This window comes from Acidovorax cavernicola (genome assembly GCF_003581445.1).
The window spans coordinates 76,631-95,679 of record NZ_QXMN01000012.1; the positions used below are offsets into that span (position 1 = coordinate 76,631).

The 19,049-nt window shown below is 68.9% G+C and carries 19 protein-coding genes and 1 tRNA gene; 12 read left to right on the plus strand and 8 right to left on the minus strand.

All coding sequences use genetic code 11. The annotated features are described in order from the left end of the window. Positions 1–40 precede the first annotated feature (40 nt). A complete protein-coding gene (locus D3H34_RS12385) occupies positions 41–367 on the plus strand; it encodes a hypothetical protein (RefSeq protein WP_119553810.1) in 327 nt (108 codons plus the stop codon). A gap of 9 nt (positions 368–376) precedes the next feature. Here D3H34_RS12385 and D3H34_RS12390 read toward each other — a convergent pair whose 3' ends face one another. Then, a complete protein-coding gene (locus D3H34_RS12390; protein ID WP_119553756.1) occupies positions 377–1,264 on the minus strand; it encodes a LysR family transcriptional regulator in 888 nt (295 codons plus the stop codon). Positions 1,265–1,376: 112 nt separating this feature from the next. Here D3H34_RS12390 and D3H34_RS12395 point away from each other — a divergent pair, with 112 nt between their 5' ends. Then, entirely contained in the window at positions 1,377–2,276 is a 900-nt protein-coding gene (locus D3H34_RS12395) for an EamA family transporter (RefSeq protein WP_119553757.1), read from the plus strand. Between the two features lie 12 nt (positions 2,277–2,288). Here D3H34_RS12395 and D3H34_RS12400 read toward each other — a convergent pair whose 3' ends face one another. Genes D3H34_RS12400 through D3H34_RS12410 form a run of 3 tightly spaced genes read right to left on the minus strand, consistent with a single transcriptional unit; the run spans position 2,289 to position 5,194 of the window. Then, entirely contained in the window at positions 2,289–2,735 is a 447-nt protein-coding gene (locus D3H34_RS12400; RefSeq protein ID WP_119553758.1) for a VOC family protein, read from the minus strand. Between the two features lie 13 nt (positions 2,736–2,748). Beyond that, positions 2,749–3,984 carry a CaiB/BaiF CoA transferase family protein gene (locus D3H34_RS12405; protein ID WP_119553759.1) on the minus strand — a complete coding sequence of 412 codons (1,236 nt, stop codon included), beginning with the start codon at positions 3,982–3,984 and terminating at the stop codon, positions 2,749–2,751. Between the two features lie 10 nt (positions 3,985–3,994). Further along, positions 3,995–5,194, minus strand: a complete 1,200-nt coding sequence (locus tag D3H34_RS12410) for an acyl-CoA dehydrogenase (RefSeq protein ID WP_116911830.1) — start codon at positions 5,192–5,194, stop codon at positions 3,995–3,997. Positions 5,195–5,379: 185 nt separating this feature from the next. Here D3H34_RS12410 and D3H34_RS12415 point away from each other — a divergent pair, with 185 nt between their 5' ends. After that, entirely contained in the window at positions 5,380–6,282 is a 903-nt protein-coding gene (locus D3H34_RS12415; protein ID WP_119553760.1) for a LysR substrate-binding domain-containing protein, read from the plus strand. Positions 6,283–6,471: 189 nt separating this feature from the next. Here D3H34_RS12415 and D3H34_RS12420 read toward each other — a convergent pair whose 3' ends face one another. Further along, positions 6,472–6,981 (minus strand): GFA family protein, encoded by a 510-nt coding sequence (locus D3H34_RS12420; protein ID WP_119553761.1) that lies wholly within the window; start codon positions 6,979–6,981, stop codon positions 6,472–6,474. Positions 6,982–7,095: 114 nt separating this feature from the next. On the opposite strand from D3H34_RS12420, the gene D3H34_RS12425 reads away from it, so the two are divergent. Together D3H34_RS12425 and D3H34_RS12430 are read left to right on the plus strand one after the other, a co-directional pair. Next, complete coding sequence (locus D3H34_RS12425) at positions 7,096–7,809, plus strand: 2OG-Fe(II) oxygenase (protein ID WP_119553762.1); 714 nt, start codon at positions 7,096–7,098, stop codon at positions 7,807–7,809. A gap of 222 nt (positions 7,810–8,031) precedes the next feature. Then, positions 8,032–9,996, plus strand: a complete 1,965-nt coding sequence (locus D3H34_RS12430) for an adenylate/guanylate cyclase domain-containing protein (protein WP_119553763.1) — start codon at positions 8,032–8,034, stop codon at positions 9,994–9,996. A gap of 38 nt (positions 9,997–10,034) precedes the next feature. Here D3H34_RS12430 and D3H34_RS12435 read toward each other — a convergent pair whose 3' ends face one another. Beyond that, positions 10,035–10,478, minus strand: a complete 444-nt coding sequence (locus D3H34_RS12435; RefSeq protein ID WP_119553764.1) for a YbaY family lipoprotein — start codon at positions 10,476–10,478, stop codon at positions 10,035–10,037. A 31-nt stretch (positions 10,479–10,509) separates the two neighbouring features. Next, positions 10,510–12,504 carry an acetoacetate--CoA ligase gene (locus D3H34_RS12440; RefSeq protein WP_119553765.1) on the minus strand — a complete coding sequence of 665 codons (1,995 nt, stop codon included), beginning with the start codon at positions 12,502–12,504 and terminating at the stop codon, positions 10,510–10,512. A 100-nt stretch (positions 12,505–12,604) separates the two neighbouring features. On the opposite strand from D3H34_RS12440, the gene D3H34_RS12445 reads away from it, so the two are divergent. The 7 genes from D3H34_RS12445 to fahA are packed head-to-tail and all read left to right on the plus strand — an operon-like array spanning position 12,605 to position 18,885. After that, the gene (locus tag D3H34_RS12445) at positions 12,605–13,339 is read left to right on the plus strand and encodes a TetR/AcrR family transcriptional regulator (protein WP_119553766.1); all 735 of its coding nucleotides are present in this window, start codon (positions 12,605–12,607) and stop codon (positions 13,337–13,339) included. Next, positions 13,336–14,283: an ABC transporter substrate-binding protein gene (locus D3H34_RS12450; protein ID WP_119553767.1), complete on the plus strand. Its 948-nt coding sequence runs from the start codon at positions 13,336–13,338 to the stop codon at positions 14,281–14,283. Before D3H34_RS12445 ends, D3H34_RS12450 begins: the two co-directional genes overlap by 4 nt. Then, positions 14,280–15,137 (plus strand): ABC transporter ATP-binding protein, encoded by an 858-nt coding sequence (locus D3H34_RS12455; RefSeq protein WP_119553768.1) that lies wholly within the window; start codon positions 14,280–14,282, stop codon positions 15,135–15,137. The genes D3H34_RS12450 and D3H34_RS12455 overlap by 4 nt, the downstream gene beginning before the upstream one ends. Further along, on the plus strand, positions 15,130–15,900 hold the full coding sequence (locus tag D3H34_RS12460) for an ABC transporter permease (RefSeq protein ID WP_119553769.1): 771 nt from the start codon (positions 15,130–15,132) through the stop codon (positions 15,898–15,900). Before D3H34_RS12455 ends, D3H34_RS12460 begins: the two co-directional genes overlap by 8 nt. Next, positions 15,897–16,688, plus strand: coding sequence for an ABC transporter permease (locus D3H34_RS12465; RefSeq protein ID WP_119553770.1), 792 nt, complete (start codon positions 15,897–15,899; stop codon positions 16,686–16,688). The genes D3H34_RS12460 and D3H34_RS12465 overlap by 4 nt, the downstream gene beginning before the upstream one ends. Before the next feature lie 44 nt (positions 16,689–16,732). Then, positions 16,733–17,542, plus strand: coding sequence for a cyclase family protein (locus D3H34_RS12470; RefSeq protein ID WP_119553771.1), 810 nt, complete (start codon positions 16,733–16,735; stop codon positions 17,540–17,542). A gap of 20 nt (positions 17,543–17,562) precedes the next feature. Further along, a complete protein-coding gene (fahA, locus tag D3H34_RS12475; protein ID WP_119553772.1) occupies positions 17,563–18,885 on the plus strand; it encodes a fumarylacetoacetase in 1,323 nt (440 codons plus the stop codon). Between the two features lie 70 nt (positions 18,886–18,955). Here the strand turns inward: fahA and D3H34_RS12480 are convergent. Then, a tRNA-Gly gene (locus tag D3H34_RS12480) sits at positions 18,956–19,031 on the minus strand. Positions 19,032–19,049 lie beyond the last annotated feature (18 nt).

A 19,049-nucleotide genomic window follows, 5' to 3' on the forward strand; every position in this document is an offset into this window, starting at 1 on the left:
GCGCGTTTTGTCATTGGGGCCCGCCATCCACCAAGCCGCCATGTCCGACGACAACCAGATCTACATCCCGCCCTCGTTCTTCGCGGTCTACAGCGACGCGCGCCAGCGCCTGCGCGAGCCGATCGACGTGGTGCGCGCGCGCTACGAGATCTGCGAAGACCTCGCCAGCCACCTCGTGGGCCATGCGCAGATCCAGCACCACACCGAGGTGCCGGTCGAAAGCGAGATCCTGCGGCGCATCCACGCCGGACTGGCGGTGCCCGAGTCGGGCGTCTCCGTGCCCGAAGCCGGCTGGATCGTGCAGCGGCTGGCCGAATTGCTGGGGTGGGAAGCGCCCGAGCCTGAGCCGACGCCGGACGCCGAATAGGCCAGCCCCTCAACGCGCGGCGAAGCGCTCCAGCAGGAAGTCGACGAAAGCCCGCGTCTTGGCCGCCAGGTGACGCGAGGGGTAGACGGCGTAGACGGGCGTGCGGTCGGCCTCCCAGTCTTCGAGCACGGCTTCGAGCCGCCCCGCTGCCAGCTCGCGCTCGACGTAGATGCGCGGCACCAGGCTCACACCGAAGCCCGCGAGCAGCGCGTCGCGCACGGCGATGCTGGAGCTGACCTTGTAGCGCCCGTCGATGGGCACCGCCACGCTGCGGCCGGCGCGGCTGAAGGTCCATTTGTTCGCGTGGCCCGACAGGGTGAACTGCACGCACTCATGGGCCTTCAGGTCTTCGGGCGCGGCGGGCCGGCCGTGCGCCGCGAAGTAGCCGGGCGCGCCGCACAGCACATGGGTCATGGTCATGAGTTCGCGCGCGACGAGGCTCGAGTCTTCCAGCCGGTCGCTGCCGCGGATCGCGAGGTCGTAGCCCTCGCCGATCAGGTCGGTGCGGGTGTCCTGCAGGTTCAGCTCGAGCCGCAGCTTCGGGTGGCGGTCCATGAAGGCGGGGATGTGCGGCGAGATGCAGGTCAGCGCAAAGGTCAGCGGCGCGCTCACGCGCAGCACGCCGCCCGGGCTTGCGCCCACGGGCGCCAGCGCAGCGTCGGCCTCCTCCAGGTCGTCGAGGATGCGCGCGAGCCGCTCCACGTACGCCGCGCCCGCCTCGGTGAGGCTCATGCTGCGCGTGGTGCGGTTGATCAGTCGCACGGTGAGATGCGCCTCCAGCTCGGCGATGTTCTTGCTGACGGCCGCGGCCGACAGCCCCAGCTGCCGCGCGGCGCCGGCGAAGCTGCCCGCCGCGGCGGTGGTGCGGAAGACCTTGAGGGCGGTGAGATGGTCCATGGGGCTATGCAGGTCCGTGCGTGAGTCCTGCGTTCGATTGACGACTGACAGTAAAGAATCAATTCATTATTCGAGCATTCACAACCAGGGGTCAACGGCATAGATTCGAGCCATGACCTCCTCCGCCCCGAACCGCACCACCGACGTCCTGCTCACCGCGATGGCGCCCGCCGTCTGGGGCAGCACCTACATCGTGACCACCGAGCTGCTGCCGGCGAACTACCCGCTGACAGTGGCGCTGCTGCGCGCGCTGCCGGCGGGCCTGCTGCTGATGCTGATCGTGCGCCAGCTGCCGCCCAGGGCGTGGTGGGGGCGCATCTTCCTGCTGGGCGCGCTGAACTTCTCGGTGCTGTGGGCGATGCTGTTCCTCGCGGCCTACCGGCTGCCGGGCGGCGTGGCGGCCACCATCACCTCGGTGCAACCGCTGTTCGTGGTGTTCCTTGCCGGCCTGCTGCTGGGCGCGCCGGTGCGTGCACTGTCGGTGGCGGCGGCGGTGATCGGCATGGGCGGGGTGGCGCTGCTGGTGCTCACGCCGAATGCCGCGCTCGACGCACTGGGCATCGCCGCGGCGGTCGCGGCGGCGGTGTCGATGGCCTTCGGCACGGTGCTGAGCCGCCGCTGGCAGCCGCCGGTGTCGGCGCTGACCTTCACGGCGTGGCAGCTGACGGCCGGCGGCCTGCTGCTCTTGCCGGTGGCGCTGTGGCTGGAGCCGCCGCTGCCCGCGCTCACGGCGATGAACTGGGTCGGCTTCGCCTGGCTCGGGCTGATCGGCGCCGCGCTCACCTACATCGTGTGGTTCCGCGGCGTGGCCCGGCTGGAGCCCTCGGCGATCGCGCCGCTGGCCTTCCTGAGCCCGGTGACGGCGGTGATCCTGGGTTGGGCGCTGCTGGGCCAGAGCCTGTCGGGCTGGCAGACGGCGGGCATCGCCATCGTGATCGCGAGCATCTGGCTGAGCCAGCAGGCGCAGCGCGGTGCGCAGCCGATGCGGATGGCCTCTGCGCCCAGCCGCTGAGCACCGAGGTGCTTACGTCGCGGGGCCCTTGAGCTCCACGCCGTTGCCGTCCGGGTCGCTCAGGTAGATCGAAGGACCGTTGCCTTCGGCGCCGAAGTTGTTCTGCACCTCGCCTTGCACCGGCACACCGTGGCGGGCCATGCGCGCACGGATCGCGGCCTCGTCGAAGGGCTCGATGCGCAGGCACAGGTGATCGACGTTGCGGCCCTCGCGCCCGGCGAGCGCGCCGCCTTCGCGGCCGAGCTTGCCATCGTGCGTGACGAGATCGATCAGGCTGCTGCCGGCGCGCAGATGGATGAGGCCGAGGTCGTCGCGGCGCTTTTCCACCGTGCAACCGAGCACGTCGCAATAGAAGGCCATGGACCGCGCGGCATCGCGCACACGCAGCACGATGTGGTCGATGTGCAGCACCGCGAACGGTACCGTGCCGGTCGGATCGTGAGGTGGGCGGGCCGTCATGCCCGCCAGTGTGTCAGACCACCCCGGCGGCGCGCAACGCCTCGAAGCGCGTGGCATCGACACCCATCTCGGCCAGCACCTCCTGCGTGTGCTGCCCCAGCGCAGGCGGTGCGCGGCGCAGCACGGGCGGCGTGGCCGTCAGGCGCAGCGGGCTCGCCACGCCGGTGATGCTGGCGATGCCGTCGCCCGCGTCGCGCGGCAGCGTGACCGCGAGGCCCCGCGCCTTGACCTGCGCATCGTCGAAAGCCTGCGCGATGTCGTTGATGGGGCCGCAAGGCACGGCCTTGTCTTCGAGCAACGCGATCCACGCGGCGGTGGTGCGAGTGCGCGTGAGTTCTTCCATCATCGGGATCAGCACGCCGCGGTGCTTCACGCGCAGCGTGTTGGTCGCGAAGCGCTCGTCGGCGGCCCACTCGGCGTGACCGGCCGCTTCGCAGAAACGCGCGAACTGGCCGTTGTTGCCGATGGCCAGCAGCATCGCGCCGTCCTGCGTCGGAAAGTCTTGATAAGGCGCGAGGCTCGGGTGCGTATTGCCCTGCCGGCCCGGCGCCTTGCCGGTGTTGAGGAACGCGCTCGCCTGGTTGGCGAGGATCGCCATGCCCACGTCGAGCAGCGCCATGTCGATGTGCTGGCCTTCTCCGGTGCGGTCGCGCACCTGCAGCGCCGCGAGGATGGCGGTGCTGGCGTACACGCCGGTGAAGAGATCGGTCAGCGCCACGCCCACGCGCAGCGGGCCGCCGCCGGGTTCGCCGTCGGGGCGGCCGGTGATGCTCATCATGCCGGTCATGGCCTGGATCATCAGGTCGTAGCCCGCGCGCTCGGCGTAGGGACCGTCGTGGCCGAAACCGGTCACGCTGCAGTAGATGAGGCGCGGGTTCGCCGCGCGCAGGCTCTCGTGGTCGAGGCCGTACTGCTGCAGGCCGCCGGTCTTGAAGTTCTCGACCACGATGTCGGCCTGCGCCGCCATCTGCTGCAGCAGCGCCTGCCCTTCGGGCGTAGCCATGTCGATGGTGACCGAGCGCTTGTTGCGGTTGCAGGAGGTGAAGTAGCTGGCCTGGTCGGTGTCGCGGCCGTCCGCGTCCTTCACGAAGGGCGGGCCCCAGGTGCGCGTGTCGTCGCCGACGCCGGGGCGTTCGATCTTGACGACATCGGCGCCCAGGTCCGCGAGGATCTGCGTACACCACGGGCCCGCGAGCACGCGGGACAGATCGAGGACCTTGATGCCGTCGAGTGCTGCGGGCTTGGTCATTCGCTTTTGATTAGTTCGCGAACGCTGCAATGCCGGTAATGGCGCGGCCCAGGATCAGGGCGTGGATGTCGTGCGTGCCTTCGTAGGTGTTCACCACTTCCAGGTTCACCAGGTGGCGGGCCACGCCGAACTCGTCGCTGATGCCGTTGCCGCCCATCATGTCGCGCGCCATGCGGGCGATGTCCAGCGACTTGCCGCAGTTGTTGCGCTTCATGATCGAGGTGATCTCGACGGCGGCGATGCCTTCGTCCTTCATGCGGCCCAGGCGCAGGCTGCCTTGCAGGCCCAGCGTGATCTCGGTCTGCATGTCGGCCAGCTTCTTCTGAATCAGCTGGTTGGCGGCGAGCGGGCGGCCGAACTGCTTGCGATCGAGCGTGTACTGGCGGGCGCGGTGCCAGCAGTCTTCGGCGGCGCCGAGCGCGCCCCACGAGATGCCGTAGCGGGCGCTGTTCAGGCAGGTGAAGGGGCCCTTGAGGCCTTGCACTTCGGGGAAGGCGTTCTCTTCAGGGCAGAACACGCCGTCCATGACGATCTCGCCGGTGATGCTGGCGCGCAGGCCGACCTTGCCATGGATGGCGGGGGCCGAGAGGCCCTTCATGCCCTTCTCGAGCACGAAGCCGCGGATCGGGCCGACGGTGCCGCTTTCGCTGACTTCCTTGGCCCACACGACGAACACGTCGGCGATGGGCGAGTTGCTGATCCACATCTTCGAGCCGCTGAGCGAGTAGCCGCCCGGCACCTTCTTGGCGCGCGTGGCCATGCTGCCGGGGTCGGAGCCGTGGTCGGGTTCGGTCAGGCCGAAGCAGCCGATCCATTCGCCGGTGGCGAGCTTCGGCAGGTACTTCTGCTTCTGGCCTTCAGTGCCGAATTCGAAGATCGGCACCATCACCAGCGAGCTCTGCACGCTGGCCATCGAGCGGTAGCCCGAATCGACGCGCTCGACTTCACGGGCGATCAGGCCATAGGCCACGTAGTTCAGGCCCGGGCCGCCGTACTGCTCGGGGATCGTCGGGCCCAGCAGGCCCAGCGCGCCCATTTCGCGAAAGATCGCGGGGTCGGTCTCGCCGGTACGGAAACCTTCGATGACGCGGGGCGCCAGGCGCTCCTGGCAGTAGGCATTGGCCGCGTCGCGGATCATGCGTTCTTCGTCGGTCAGCTGCTGGTCGAGAAGAAGGGGGTCGTCCCAGTGGAATTGCGCTTTGGCGGCCATGTGATGTCTCCGGAAAAGGGAAATGAGAGAAACAGGAAGGGAATGGGCCGATCCTAGCCACGCGCATGCACTCAGGCAAACGATGAATCCTCACCCAGATATGCGTTTGTAGAATGTCTTGCGAGACGTTTCCCATGCGTCTCCAGAGATAAACGCCCGTTTCCATTCATACGATCCAGGCATACATGCGCCGCAAGATCCCGCCCCTGCAGACCCTCGTGTGCTTCGACGCCGCCGCGCGCCACGAGAGCTACACCCGCGCCGCGCAGGAACTCGCGCTCACGCAGAGCGCGGTGTCGCGCCAGATCGGCGCGCTGGAGGCCTTCCTGGGCGTGGCGCTGTTTCGCCGCACGCGGCACGGCGTGGCGCTCACGGCCAGCGGCGCGGCCTACGCGCGCCAGATCGCCCGGCGCCTGGAGGCCATGGAGCGCGACACGCTCGACGCCATGGCCCATCAGGGCGAAGGCGGTTCGCTGTCGCTGGCGGCCGTGCCCACCTTCGCCACGCGCTGGCTGGTGCCGCGCCTGCGCGGCTTCGCGGCGCTGCAGCCGGACGTGGTTGTGCACATCGAGACGCGCACCCGCCCCTTTCTCTTTGCCGACGCGGAGTTCGACGCCGCGCTCTACGCCGGCACGCCCGCGCAGGTCGAGAACTGGGCCGGCACGCGCGCGCTGCTGCTGATGCATGAGGACGTGGTGCCGGTGTGCAGCCCGTCGCTGTTACCGCACGGTCGCGCCGTCTCGCCCGCGGCCATCGCGAAGATGCCCCTGCTGCAGCAGAGCACGCGTCCCGACGGCTGGCGCCAGTGGTTCGACGCGCAACAGATCGACGCCCCCAACGCACGCGGCGGCCCGCGCTACGAGCTGTTCTCGATCCTCGCCGCCGCCGCCTCGCACGGCCTCGGCGTGGCGCTGATGCCGACCATGCTGGTGGCCGACGAACTCGCGCGCGGCGAACTGGTGGTGGCCTGCCCGCGCGCGCTGTCGGCGGAGCGCAGCTACTACCTCGTGACGCCGGAGCGGGCGGATCAGCGGCCGCTGTTGAAGTTGTTCAGCGACTGGCTGCTGTTGCAGGCGCGGGAAGGCTGAAGCAGCCAAAGATGCATCTCAAGCTAGACATTTTCTTGAGTTTGCCCAACATGGCCCGCCTGCTGGGTCGCAGGCCACTGGATGTTTGAGCGCGCCCACCATCGCCAGGTGGCCCAGGTGCTCGCGACGCTGGAGGCGGCCCGCAACCCCGGCGCTTGAGCCGAAACGGGGACCGAGGCAGCTCCGATCTCAGGCCTTCGCAGCCGGCCGCATGCCCTCTTGCGCGTACGCCTGGATCATCGCGGGGAAGGCAGAGAACTCCGGCAGCTTGCCGAAGCTGTGCTTCGCGGGCGTCGTGGCCCAGGGCAGCTTCTCGTCGGTCCAGGTTTCCGCGAAAGGCACGACCCATTCGTGTCGGTCGAGCATGGTGGCGCGCAGGTTGACGAACTCGTCCATGCCTTCGGTGCGCGTGAACATCCAGCTCTTGCAGTGCGGGCAGAAGAAGTGGTGCGACTCGTCGCCATGCAGCCCGCCGATGACGGGCTCGCCCGACACCACTTCGAAGCCCGGCGTAGGGATCGCCAATGACAGCGAGAACGCACTGGCGCTCATGCGCTGGCAACCGGTGCAGTGGCAGGCCATGGCCAGCAGCGGCGGCGCGGTGATCCGCAGGCGCACCTGGCCGCAGCGGCAGCCGCCGGTCCAGGGGAGTTGCCAGTCGCTGGCGGTGTCTTGAGGGGTGTGGTTCTGGGTGCTCATGGAATGCTTTCGGGCTGGGTCTTCGGGATGATCGCTCAAGCCGAGGTCCGCCCTACCGAAACCCGCGTCCGAAAACGGCGAGCCCACGCCCCGCAGCCACGCGACACTGGACGCATGACCTCCCCCGTTCCCTCCCGCGTCGACGCCCTCGACTGGCCCCGCATCGACGCCGACCTCGCCACCCGCGGCTGCGCCGCCACCGGCGTGCTGTTCACGCCGAAGGAATGCGCCGCGCTCGCCGCGATGTACGAACAGCCGCAACATTTCCGCAGCCGCGTCGTCATGCAACGCCACGGCTTCGGCCAGGGCGAGTACCAGTACTTCGCGAACCCGCTGCCGTCCAAGCTCGTGGCGTTTCGCAGCGCGCTGTACGAGCGCCTCGCACCGCTGGCCAACGCATGGGCCACCGCGATGGGCCAGCCGGCCGATTACCCGCCGGACCACGCGTCCTACCTCGATCGGTGCCATGCCGCGGGCCAGTTGCGCCCGACGCCGCTGCTGCTGCGCTATGACGAAGGCGACTACAACTGCCTGCACCAGGACCTGTACGGCGACCTGCAATTTCCGCTGCAGCTCACGGTGCTGCTGAATCGGCCCGGCGAGGACTTCACGGGCGGCGAGTTCGTGCTGACCGAGCAACGCCCGCGCATGCAGTCGCGTGCCGAGGTGGTGCCGCTCGCGCAGGGCGAGGCGGTGATCTTCGCGGTGAACCAGCGGCCCGTGGCCGGCACGCGCGGCAGCTACCGCGTGACGATGCGCCACGGCGTGAGCCGCGTGCGCAGCGGAAGGCGCCACACGCTGGGACTGATCTTTCACGACGCGCGCTAGGACGAACGTTCGTTCACATGCAAGCCCTTGGGCGCGACGACATTGCACTCAGTGTGCAAAGTTGCACACATGTGCCGAATACAAGCGAGAATCCCGCGCGCATCCGGGGCATTGCCAGGATGGCCGGCGCACACGATCGGCCCCGCAACTCCCCCCGGACGCCGGACCACGACCTCGTGAGGAGGACCCGAGGTCCGTTCCGAGTTGTCGTCAGGGAGCTGTATGTACAAGGAATCGTCCGAGCCTCCGGATGGGGCGGGTCGCCCGTCTTTCGCGCACGTCACCACGCCGGTGCCACCGTCTTCGTCTCCCTCCACCGCTGACCCCCCGCCGCCCCGACGCCCGCGCCGCTTCCGGGTCGATGTCGGGTCCATCGTCAGTGCCGTGGCGCTCGCGCAGTCGCTGCTGCTGGTCACGCTGGGCTACTGGGGTTCGCAGCGGCTTGTGACGACGATCGGCACCTCGGCGCACAAGTCGAACCACGACCGCATCGAGGACAAGGTGCTGGCCTTCCTGGCCAAGGCCGAATCGGCCGTCGGTGCGATCGGCAACTCGCCCAGCCTCACGCCCGCGGGCGAGACCGTCGACCGCACGGCCGAGCTCCTGTGGACGCTGCTGCAGCAGTCGCCCGAACTCGACAGCGTCTACGTGGCGAACGTCGAAGGCAAGATGCTGATGGCGCTGCGCTACCCCGTGCCCGCGATCCGGCACATTGCGCGCAGCAGCGACTTCACCACCGAGACCTGGCAGTACAAGTTGCCGCTGGGCTCCGAGGCCGACGTGCAGCAGCGCTTTGCCACGCAGCGCGTGGAGGCCTACCGCAGCAGCTACAACCCGACGCAGCGCAGCTGGTTCGTGCAGGCGCGCAAGACGCAAGGGCCGGTGTGGACCGCCCCGTATGTCTTCGCCGCCGCTCAGGAACTGGGCGTGACCTACGCCTTGCCGAGCCAGCGCCGCCAGGCCGAAGGCAGCCCGCAGGCGATGGTGGTGGCGGGCGACGTGTCGCTGGGCCGGCTGTCGGAGTTCGTGCGCCAGTTCAGCCGCAACGGCAACGGCAACAGCGCCCTGCTGAGCGCCGACCACAAGGTGCTCGCACGCAGCGACATGCCGGGCGTGCTGCACACGCTGGAGGCGCCCACGGGCGCGCTCGGTGCGCTGGATGCACAGATGGTGGCCGACGGCATCGCCGGCAGCGGCACCGACAAGGCCTTCGCCTTCAGCCACGAGGGGCGGCGCTACCTGGTGCAGGCCTCGCGCATTCCCGCCACCGGCTGGCAGCTGGTCAGCTGGGTGCCCGAAGACGTGCTGCTGGGCGGCCTGCGGCGCGCGGTGGCATGGTCGCTGCTGCTGGCACTGGTGTTCCTCGGGCTGGCGCTGTACATGTCGCTGAAGCTGTCGAAGCTGGTGACGGCGCCGGTCGAGAACCTCTCGCGCATCGCGCGGCGCATCGGTCGCCTCGAACTCGACGACCTGCCGCGCGAACCCAGCCGCGTGCTGGAGATCCAGCACCTCGACCAGGCACTCGACGATTCAGCGCGCAGCCTCAAGGCCTTCAGCAAGTTCGTGCCGGTGGACGTGATCAACCAGCTGGTGGCGCAGGGCCACGCGCTCGCACCCAACGGCTCGTCGCGCCAGGTGACGGTGATGTTCACCGACGTGGAAGGCTTCACCTCGATCTCCGAGTCGATCCCGGCCGACGTGCTGGTGCGTCAGCTCACCGAATACTTCAACCTCGCGACCGGCGTGTTCGCGCGCCACGGCGGCGTGATCGACAAGTTCATCGGCGACGGCATCATGGTGCTGTGGGGTGCGCCGGCCGACGTGGAAGACGCCGAGTACAAGGCCTGCCGCGCCGCGCTGGAACTGCACGCGGAGATGCACGAACTCAACCGGCAGTGGGCCGAACAGGGTCTGCCCGAATTCCGCACGCACATCGGCATCCACACGGGCGTGGTGGTGGCGGGCGTGCTGGGCTCGAACGACCGGCTGTCTTACACGGCGTTCGGCGACGTGGTGAACGTGGCGAGCCGCATCGAAGGCGCGAACCGGCAGCTGGGCACGCGCATGCTGATTTCGGAGGTGACCTTCGCGGCCCTGAAGGGCCGGCTCGCCACGCGGCGCATCGAAGAGCTGGTGGAGCTGCGCGGCCGGCAGACGCGCATGGTGCTCCACGAATTGCTGACCTGATCTGAACGACCCGCGCGAACATCGCGCGGGGTCGCCGATCAGCGCGAGGGACGTGGTGGCGCGGGCGGTGTGGCCACGCGCACCAGCACCAGGTTGGCCGTGGTGCCGTTGCCCTGCGTGAGCACCGAATACTGCGTGTCGTTGATGAACAGCAGCTGCTCGCCGCGCGTGATGCGCGCCGCCACGGCGTAGCGCATGCGCGGATCGATGCGTGCGGGATCCACGCTGAGTTCGAACGCGAAAGGCGGCTGCTTGCCATCGGCCTTGAAGCGCTGCTCGGCGAGCGTGACCGAGGGCGCGTCCATGCGCGACACGTCAAGCAACTGCACAGTGATTTCAGCCGCCGGGTCGAGCGCGATGCGCTCGCGGTAGGCCACGGTGCCGGTCACGCGCAGCGGCGCGGCGCCGGGCTTCGGCGTGGCGGGTGTGCCCGGGGAAGCGCAGGCGCTCAGGACAGAGGCGCCGGCAACGGCGGAGAGCATGAGGAGGCTGGTGCGTCTTTTCATCGCCCCATTATGCGGAGGCACGCTGCGCGGCAAAAGCCACATACCAATCCAGACTGCCGGGGTTTGCCATCGCCTCGCGGTTCACGACCTTCTCGATGGGCTGGCCCAGCAGCAGCTTCTTGATCGGCAGCTCCTGCTTCTTGCCCGAGAGCGTGCGCGGAATCTCGGCCACCTGGAAGATGTCGTTGGGCACGAAGCGCGGCGACAGCGAGGTCTTGATGGCGTTGCCGATCTTCGCGCGCATGGCGTCGTCGAGCGCCACGCCGGGTCGCAGCACCACGAACAGGGGCATGTAGCTGTCGCGGCCCAGGTATTCGAGGTCGACCACCATCGAGTCGAGCACTTCGGGCAGGCCTTCGACGGCGCTGTAGATCTCGCTGGTGCCCATGCGCAGGCCCTGGCGGTTGATGGTGGCGTCGCTGCGGCCGTAGATGATGCAGCCGCCGTCGGTGCCGACCTTGATCCAGTCGCCGTGGCGCCACACGCCGGGGTAGGTGTCGAAGTAGCTCGACACGTAGCGCGCATTGCCTTCGTCGCCCCAGAAGTACAGAGGCATCGATGGAATGGGCTGCGTGCACACCAGTTCGCCGACCTCGCCGACGACCGGCTGGCCCTGCTCGTTCCAGGCCTCGACCGCGTGGCCGAGTTCGCGGCATTGCATCTGGCCCGGCACTTCGGGCAGCTCGCGGTTGCCGCCGACGAAGGCGCCACAGAAGTCGGTGCCGCCGGAGATGTTGCACCACCAGACCTCCTTCGAGCCGGCATCGAGGATCTGCTGCGAGCCCCAGCGCTGCACCTCGTCGGGCAGCGGCGAGCCGGTGCTGCCGAGCGCGCGCACGCGCGACAGATCGCCGCAGTCCTTGGCGACGAGGCCGGCCTTCATGCAGTTGGTGAAGTAGGCCGCGCCCGCGCCGAAGAAGGTGACGCGATGCTTGGCGACGAAGCGCCACAGCACGCCCCAGTCGGGCTTCTCCTTGCTGCCCGCCGGGTTGCCGTCGTAGATGCAGATGGTGGCGCCGAAGGCCAGGCCCGAGAGCTGCGAGTTCCACATCACCCAGCCCGTGGAGCTGTACCAGTGGTAGCGCTCGCCGAAGTTGTTGGCGCCGTAGCTCGCGCCCACGTCGTTGTGCAGGCCGCAGGCGTGCATGGTGAGCAGGATGCCGCCCTGCCCGTGCACGATGGGCTTGGGCAGGCCGGTGGTGCCGCTCGAGTAGACGATCCAGATCGGATGGTCGAAGGGCAGCCACTCGGGCTCGAAGGCCGCGACCTCGGCGTCATTGCGTGCAATGGCCTGCTGCCATTCGACGTCGTGCGGCACGGCGTTCGCGGCAAAGGGCGTCTGCACGAGCAGCAGCTTCTGCACGCTCGGCAGCTGGCCGCGCAGCTCCTGCAGCACGGCGGAGCGGTCCAGCGGCTTGCCGCCGTAGTGCACGCCGTCGACCGCGATCAGCAGCGTGGGTTCGATCTGGCGGAAGCGGTCGGCCACGGCGGCCGTGCCCATGTCGGGCGCGCACACGCTCCACACCGCGCCGATGCTGGAGCACGCAAGAAAGGCCACCATGGTCTCGGGCACGTTCGGCATGTAGGCCGCCACGCGGTCGCCGCGGCGCACGCCGAGCGACTTCAGCGTGAGCGCCACCGCCGCCACCTGGCGGCGCAGCTCGGGCCACGACAGCTCGCGCACTTCGCCGCGCTCGTTGTCGCTCACGATGGCCGGCAGGCCGGCCGCATGGGCCGCGTCGGCGTGACGCAGCACTTCGCGCGTGTAGTTGACCTGCGCGCCGGGAAACCAGCGCGCGCCGGGCATGCGCCGTTCGGCGAGCACCGCGGTGTGCGGCGTGGGCGAGTGCAGGCCGGCGTAGTCCCAGATGCTCTGCCAGAAGGCGTCGAGGTCGGTGACGGACCAGCGCCACAGCGCGTCGTAGCTGTCGAAGGCCAGGCCGCGCGTGTCGCGCAGCCAGTTCTGGTAAAGGCGGATCTGGGGGATGTTGGGAGCGGACATGCCACGAGCGTAGCGCTGCGAACGGTCGTGCTCAATGAGGGTTGACCTCAGGGTTTGTACGTGTGTTCAACATTTTTGTACAGCCGTTCAATACGCCCCCATGAACGCTCGCACACCGACAGCCCGCAAACGCACCGTGTCGCGTACCTCGGCCGTCGCGCCCGAGACCGCGCGGCCCGACCGCCGCCAGGCGATTCTGCTGGCGGCCGAGAAGCTCTTCGCGCAGCACGGCTACCACGCCGTGACGATCCGCCAGATCGCCGAAGAAGCCGGCGTGCCGCTCGCGCTCGTGGGCTACTACTTCGGACCGAAGCACGAGCTGTTCCACGCGATCTTCGAACACTGGAGCCACACCATCGACGAACGGCTCGCGCGCCTTGCGGCCGTGACCGTCGACCCCGACGACGCGCGCACGCTGCCGCGCATCATCGAGGCCTTCACCGCGCCCGTGCTGGCGCTGCGCGCGAGCACCGAGGGCGAGTACTACGCGCTGCTGGTGGCGCGCGAGCTGTACCACGCCACCGAGGAAGCCGACCGCGTGCTGCGCGGCTACTTCGATCCGCTGGCCGAGGCCTACATCGACGCGCTGCATGTCGCGCTGCCGCACGCCTCGCGCAGCCAGGTCGCGTGGGGCTACCAGTTCGCGCTGGGCGCGCTGCTGCACCACCTGAACGACACGCGCATCGAGCGTCTCTCGCGCGGCGAGAACCGGCGCGCCGACCCGGCCGTGGCGCCGATGCTGGTGAACTTCATCGTTGGCGGCCTGCGCGCCGCACTGCCGCGCCCCAAGGCGGCACGCCCCCAAAAAACCATCCCCAGGAGACAAAAGCCATGATGAAAAGACGCACCCTGCTGTCGGCGCTCGCGGCCGCATCGGCCGCCACGGCCCTGCCTTCGCGCGCGCAGCAGGCCCATCCGAAGATCGTGTTCGGCTACACGGCGGTGACCGACTTCGCCTCGGTCTTCGTCGCCGCCGAAGAGGGCTACTTCAAGAAGCGCAACCTCGACGTGGAGCTGAAGTTCATTCCGCTGAACTCCACCATCCCGGCCGCGCTGCAGTCCGACTCGCTGCAGATCGGCGGACCCACGCCCTCGGTGTTCCTGCAGGCGGTGGACGGCGGCCTCGACCTCGTGCTGGTGGCCGGCGGCGGCCTCACCTCGAAGACGATCACCGGCTTCGGTCTCGTGGCGCGCGCGGGCTCGGGCATCAAGAACGCGCAGGACTGCGTGGGCAAGAAGATCGGCGTGCCCGGCCTGGGTGCCTTCCTGCATGTGACCTTCCGCGCGTGGCTGAAGGACAGCGGCGTCGACTACCGCAAGGTCAACTTCGTCGAAGCCGCGTTCCCGCAGCATGCCGACCTGCTGCGCGGCGGCTCGGTCGATGCGGTGGTGTCGGCCGACCCGTTCATGAGCCGCATCACCGACAGCGGCGCGGGCTACGTGGCCTCGTACTACTCGACCTTCCTGCCCGAGAACAACCAGACCATCGTGCACGCGGCCAAGCGCGAATGGGTCGCGAAGAACCCTGCCACGGCGCGCGCGTTCCGCGAAGCGTTGGTCGAGGCAGGCGCCTTCATCCAGCAAGCGAAGAACGATGCGAAGGTGCGCACCGCCATCGGCAAGTACATCAAGCTGCCACCTGAAGTGCTGGCCAAGGTGCAGGTCTCCCCGCCCGGCCCCGTCGTCACCGACAAGCAGCTGGGCTACTGGACCGGGCTGATGAAGGAGCAGGAGATGCTCAAGACGAACATCGACGTCGCGAAGCTGATCGCCAAGTGATCTCCGCCCCCTCCCCGATCACCGCACGCGCCGCGCTGTCGGCCAGCGCGGCGCGCTCGCACACAGGTTCCACGATGCAAGCCAGCCCCTTCCTGCGCTTCGACGGCGTCACCATCCGCCTCGGCGGGCGCGAGATCCTCTCGCCCACGTCCTTCGACGTGGCGCGCGGCGAGTTCGTCTGCATCGTCGGCCCCAGCGGCTGCGGCAAGACCACGCTGCTGCGCGCGGCCAGCGGCCTCGTCACCGCCAGCGCCGGCGAGGTGCGGCGCAAGGGTGTCGCGATGACCGAGCCCTCGCGCGAAGTGGCCTTCGTGTTCCAGGACTACGGCCGCGCGCTGCTGCCGTGGCGCACGGTGGAAGGCAACGTGAGCCTCGCGCTCGAAGCGGCCGGCGTGCCCGTGGCCGAACGCGCGGCGCGCATCGCCGACGTGCTGGGCAAAGTCGGGCTCGCGAAGCACACGCACAAGTTTCCCGTGCAGCTGTCGGGCGGCATGCAGCAGCGCGCGCAGATCGCGCGCTGCCTCGCGCAGAAGCCCGAGCTGATGATGATGGACGAGCCCTTCGGCGCGCTCGACGCGCTCACGCGCCAGAGCCTGCAGGACGAACTGGCGCGCCTGGTGCGCGACGACGGCCTCACGGTGCTGTTCGTCACGCACGATTTGGAAGAAGCGATCTACCTCGGCGACCGCGTGATCGCGCTGCAGGCCAACCCCGGTCCAGGCCGTCCGAGCCTCGCGCGGATGATCGACGTGAAGATCCCGCGCCCGCGCGACCAGCTCTCGACCAAGGAGCATCCGGAGTACCTGCACCTGCGGCGTGAGCTCTTTGCTTTCATCGAGCAAGGCCATGACTGAAGGCCGACTCTTCCGCTGGCTGCGGCCGTGGGTGTTTCCCGTGCTGCTGGTCGGCGCCTTCGAGTGGTACGCACGCCGCGCCTCCGCGCTGGGCAGCGATTCGCTGGCGCCACCGAGCGCGGCGGCCAAGGCCTTCGTCGGCGCGGCCATGGACGGCTCGCTCTGGCAGGCGACGGGCTTCACGCTCGGCACGGCAGCGCTCGGCCTGCTGCTGGGTGCGGTGCTCGGCATTGCGCTGGGGCTGGTGCTCGGGCTTTCGCGCCGCGCGGCGCAACTGGGCTCAGTGTCCATCGAAGTGCTGCGGCCGGTGCCTTCGGTCGCCCTGATCCCGCTCGCGATGCTGGGCTTCGGTTTCGGTGTGCGCATGGAAGTGGCCATCGTCGCCTTCGCCACCTTCTGGCCGCTGCTGGTGCTGGTGCAATCGGCGGTGCAGCAGATCGAGCCCCGGCTGCTCGAGGTGAGCCGCGTGCTGGGCCTGTCGGCGCGCGAGCGTGCCTTCAAGATCGTGCTGCCGGCCATCGTGCCGCGCCTGTTCGTCGCCTTGCGCCTGGGCGTGGCGGTGGCGCTGGTGGTGGCCGTGACGGTCGAGATCGCCGCCAACCCGCACGGCATGGGCTACGCGATGATGATTGCGCAGCAGAGCTTCGACCCCGCGCTGATGCTCGCGTGGCTGGGCTGGATCGGCGTGGTGGGCTTCGCGGTCAACGCAGGCATGGTGCGCCTGCAGGCCTTCGTCGCGCGTCGCATGGGGGTACAGCCATGAGCAACGAACGCACGAAACACAACGCCCTGAACGGGCTCGGCTCGCTCGGCGTGCTGCTGGCGCTGGTCGCGCTGTGGTGGGTCACGAGCAATGCGGGCTGGGTCAGCCGCGTGTTCCTGCCGACGCCGCAGGCCACGGTCGCGAGCCTGCTCGAAGGCCTCAACCTGGCCGGCGGCGATGGCAATGGCGAACTGCTCGCGTTCACGCAGGCCACGGTCGGGCGCATGGTCGAAGGCTGGCTGCTGGCCTCGCTCTTCGGCGTGGTGTTGGGCGCGGCCATCGGCGTGTCGCCGGGCGTGCGTGCCTGGGTGCAGCCGACGCTGGAGTTCATCCGTCCGCTGCCCGCTTCCGCGCTGCTGCCGCTGGCCATCGCGATCTTCGGGCTGAACCCCGGCATGGTGCTGTTCGTGGTCGCCTTCGGTGCGATGTGGCCGGTGCTGCTGGCCACAGTGCACGGCTTCGCGGCGGTGGAGCCGCGCCTGTCGGAGGTGGCGCGCTGCCTGCAGATGTCGCGCACCGCGTACATCTGGAAGATGGGCCTGCCCAACGCCATGCCCGACATCCTCGCCGGCATGCGGCTGGCGCTGACCATCGCGCTGATCGTCGCGGTGGTGGGCGAAATGATCGCCTCGCAAAGCGGCCTGGGCCAGGCGATTCTCCTGGCGGCGCGCGCGTTCCGCGCCAGCGACCTCTTCGCCGGCATCGTGCTGCTCGGGCTCATCGGCTTCGTGAGCAACGCACTGCTGGCCTTTGCCGAAAAGCGGCTGCTGCGCTGGCAGCAACCCTGATTCCTTCCTTCTTCCAACACGAACACCCCACAAGGAGCCCCTCCATGACACGCAAGTTCGTCGACCTGTCGATCTTTCTCGAGAACGACGTGCTGTCCGATCCGCCGGCCTTCGCGCCGAAGATCCAGTACTTCACGCACGACAACACCTTCGAGCAGATCGAGCCCTTCTTCCCGGGCCTGAAGAAGGAAGACCTGCCCGACGGCGAGGGCTGGGCGGTGGAGATGGTGCAGCTGTCCACGCACAACGGCACGCACCTCGACGCGCCCTACCACTTCCACTCGACGATGGACAAGGCGCTCGGCGAGAAGAAGCCCGCGATCGCGATCCACGACGTGCCGCTCGAATGGTGCTTCCAGCCCGGCGTGAAGCTGGACTTTCGCCACTTCGCCGACGGCTACGTGGTCACGGCCGCCGACGTCGAGGCCGAGCTCAAGCGCATCGGCCACACACTGAGCCCGCTGGAGATCGTGGTGGTCAACACGCGCGCCGGCTCGCGCTACGGCAACAACGACTACGTGTCGGCCGGCGCGGGCATGGGCTACGAAGCCACCATGTATCTGCTGGAACGCGGCGTGCGCCTCACGGGCACCGACGCCTGGAGCTGGGACGCGCCCTTCGTGCACACCGCGAAGAAGTACGGCGAGACGCACGACGCCTCGCTGATCTGGGAAGGCCACAAGGCCGGCCGCGACATCGGCTACTGCCACATCGAGAAGCTGCACAACCTCGAGGTGCTGCCGCCCACGGGCTTTTTCATCAGCTGCTTCCCGCACAAGATCCGCGGCGCCTCGGCCGGCTGGACGCGCGCGGTGGCGATCTTCGACGACGCGCTGATGGCGTCGTCGTCCTGAGGCACGGGATACGCACGGACATGATCGAACTCAACCACACGCACGACGCAAGCGCCCGCAGCTGGGTCGTCTCGGCCAATGCCGAAGGCAGCGACTTCCCGATCCAGAACCTGCCGTACGCGGTGTTCCGCCGCGCCGGCAGCCCCGAGCCGTTTCGCGGCGGCGTGGCCATCGGCGACCAGGTGCTCGACCTCGCGGCACTGGCGGCGGGATCGCACGTCGATGGCCTCGCGCTCGATGCGGCGCGCGCGGCGGCCCTGCCCACACTCAACGACTTCTTCGCACTCGGCCCCTTGGCCTGGCAGGCGCTGCGCCACGCGGTCTTCGCAGTGCTGCACAGCGACGCGCCAGCAGCGACGGCGAGCGACCTGCGCCCCTGCCTCGTGCCGCAGGCCGAGGTCGAATACACCGTGCCCGCGCGCATCGGCGACTACACCGACTTCTACACCTCGATCGACCACGCACTGAACATCACCCGCCTGATGAACCCCGACGGCGACGTCACGCCCAACTTCCGTTGGGTGCCGACGGCGTACCACGGGCGCGTGTCGACCATCGGCGTGAGCGGCCAGCGCTTCCGCCGCCCGATGGGCCAGGCGATGGCGCCCGGCGCGAAGGCGCCCACGTACCAGGCCTGCGCGCGGCTCGACTACGAACTGGAACTGGGCGTGTGGATCGGCCAGGGCAATGCGCAGGGCGAGCCGATTCCGCTCGAACGCGCGGAAGAACACATCTTCGGCATCTGCCTGCTCAACGACTGGTCGGCGCGCGACATCCAGTTCTGGGAGATGGCGCCGCTCGGGCCCTTCCTCGCGAAGAACTTCGCCACCACGATCTCGCCGTGGATCGTGACGATGGAAGCACTCGCGCCCTACCGGCAGGCCTGGACGCGGCCCGCGAACGACCCGCAACCGCTGGACTACCTCGAAAGCACCGCGAACCGCGCAGGCGGTGCGCTCGACATCCGGCTGGAGGTGTGGCTCGAAAGCGAGAAGGCGCGCAAGGAAAAGACGGGCCCGTCACGCCTGTCGACGACCAGCTTCAAACACCAGTACTGGAGCGTGGCGCAGATGGTGGCGCACCACACGGTGGGCGGCTGCAGCCTGAACCCGGGCGACCTGTTCGGCAGCGGCACCATCTCGGGCCCCGGCGAAGGCGAGGCCGGGGCGATCATCGAACTGACACGCGCAGCCCAGACACCGGTGACGCTGGCCAACGGCGAGACGCGCGGGTTCCTGGAAGACGGGGATGCAGTGCTGCTGCGCGGCTGGTGCGAAAAGCCCGGCCATGCGCGCATCGGCTTCGGCGAAAGCCGGGGGACCGTGCTGCCGGCGCGAGCTTGACCCGGAAGGCGCAACCGACGCGCCAATGAAAAAAGGCCACCTGGTGAGGTGGCCTTTTTCTTCTGCGATCTGGAGCGGGAAAAGAGTCTCGAACTCTCGACCTCAACCTTGGCAAGGTTGCGCTCTACCAACTGAGCTATTCCCGCGGAAGCCCTCGATTATAG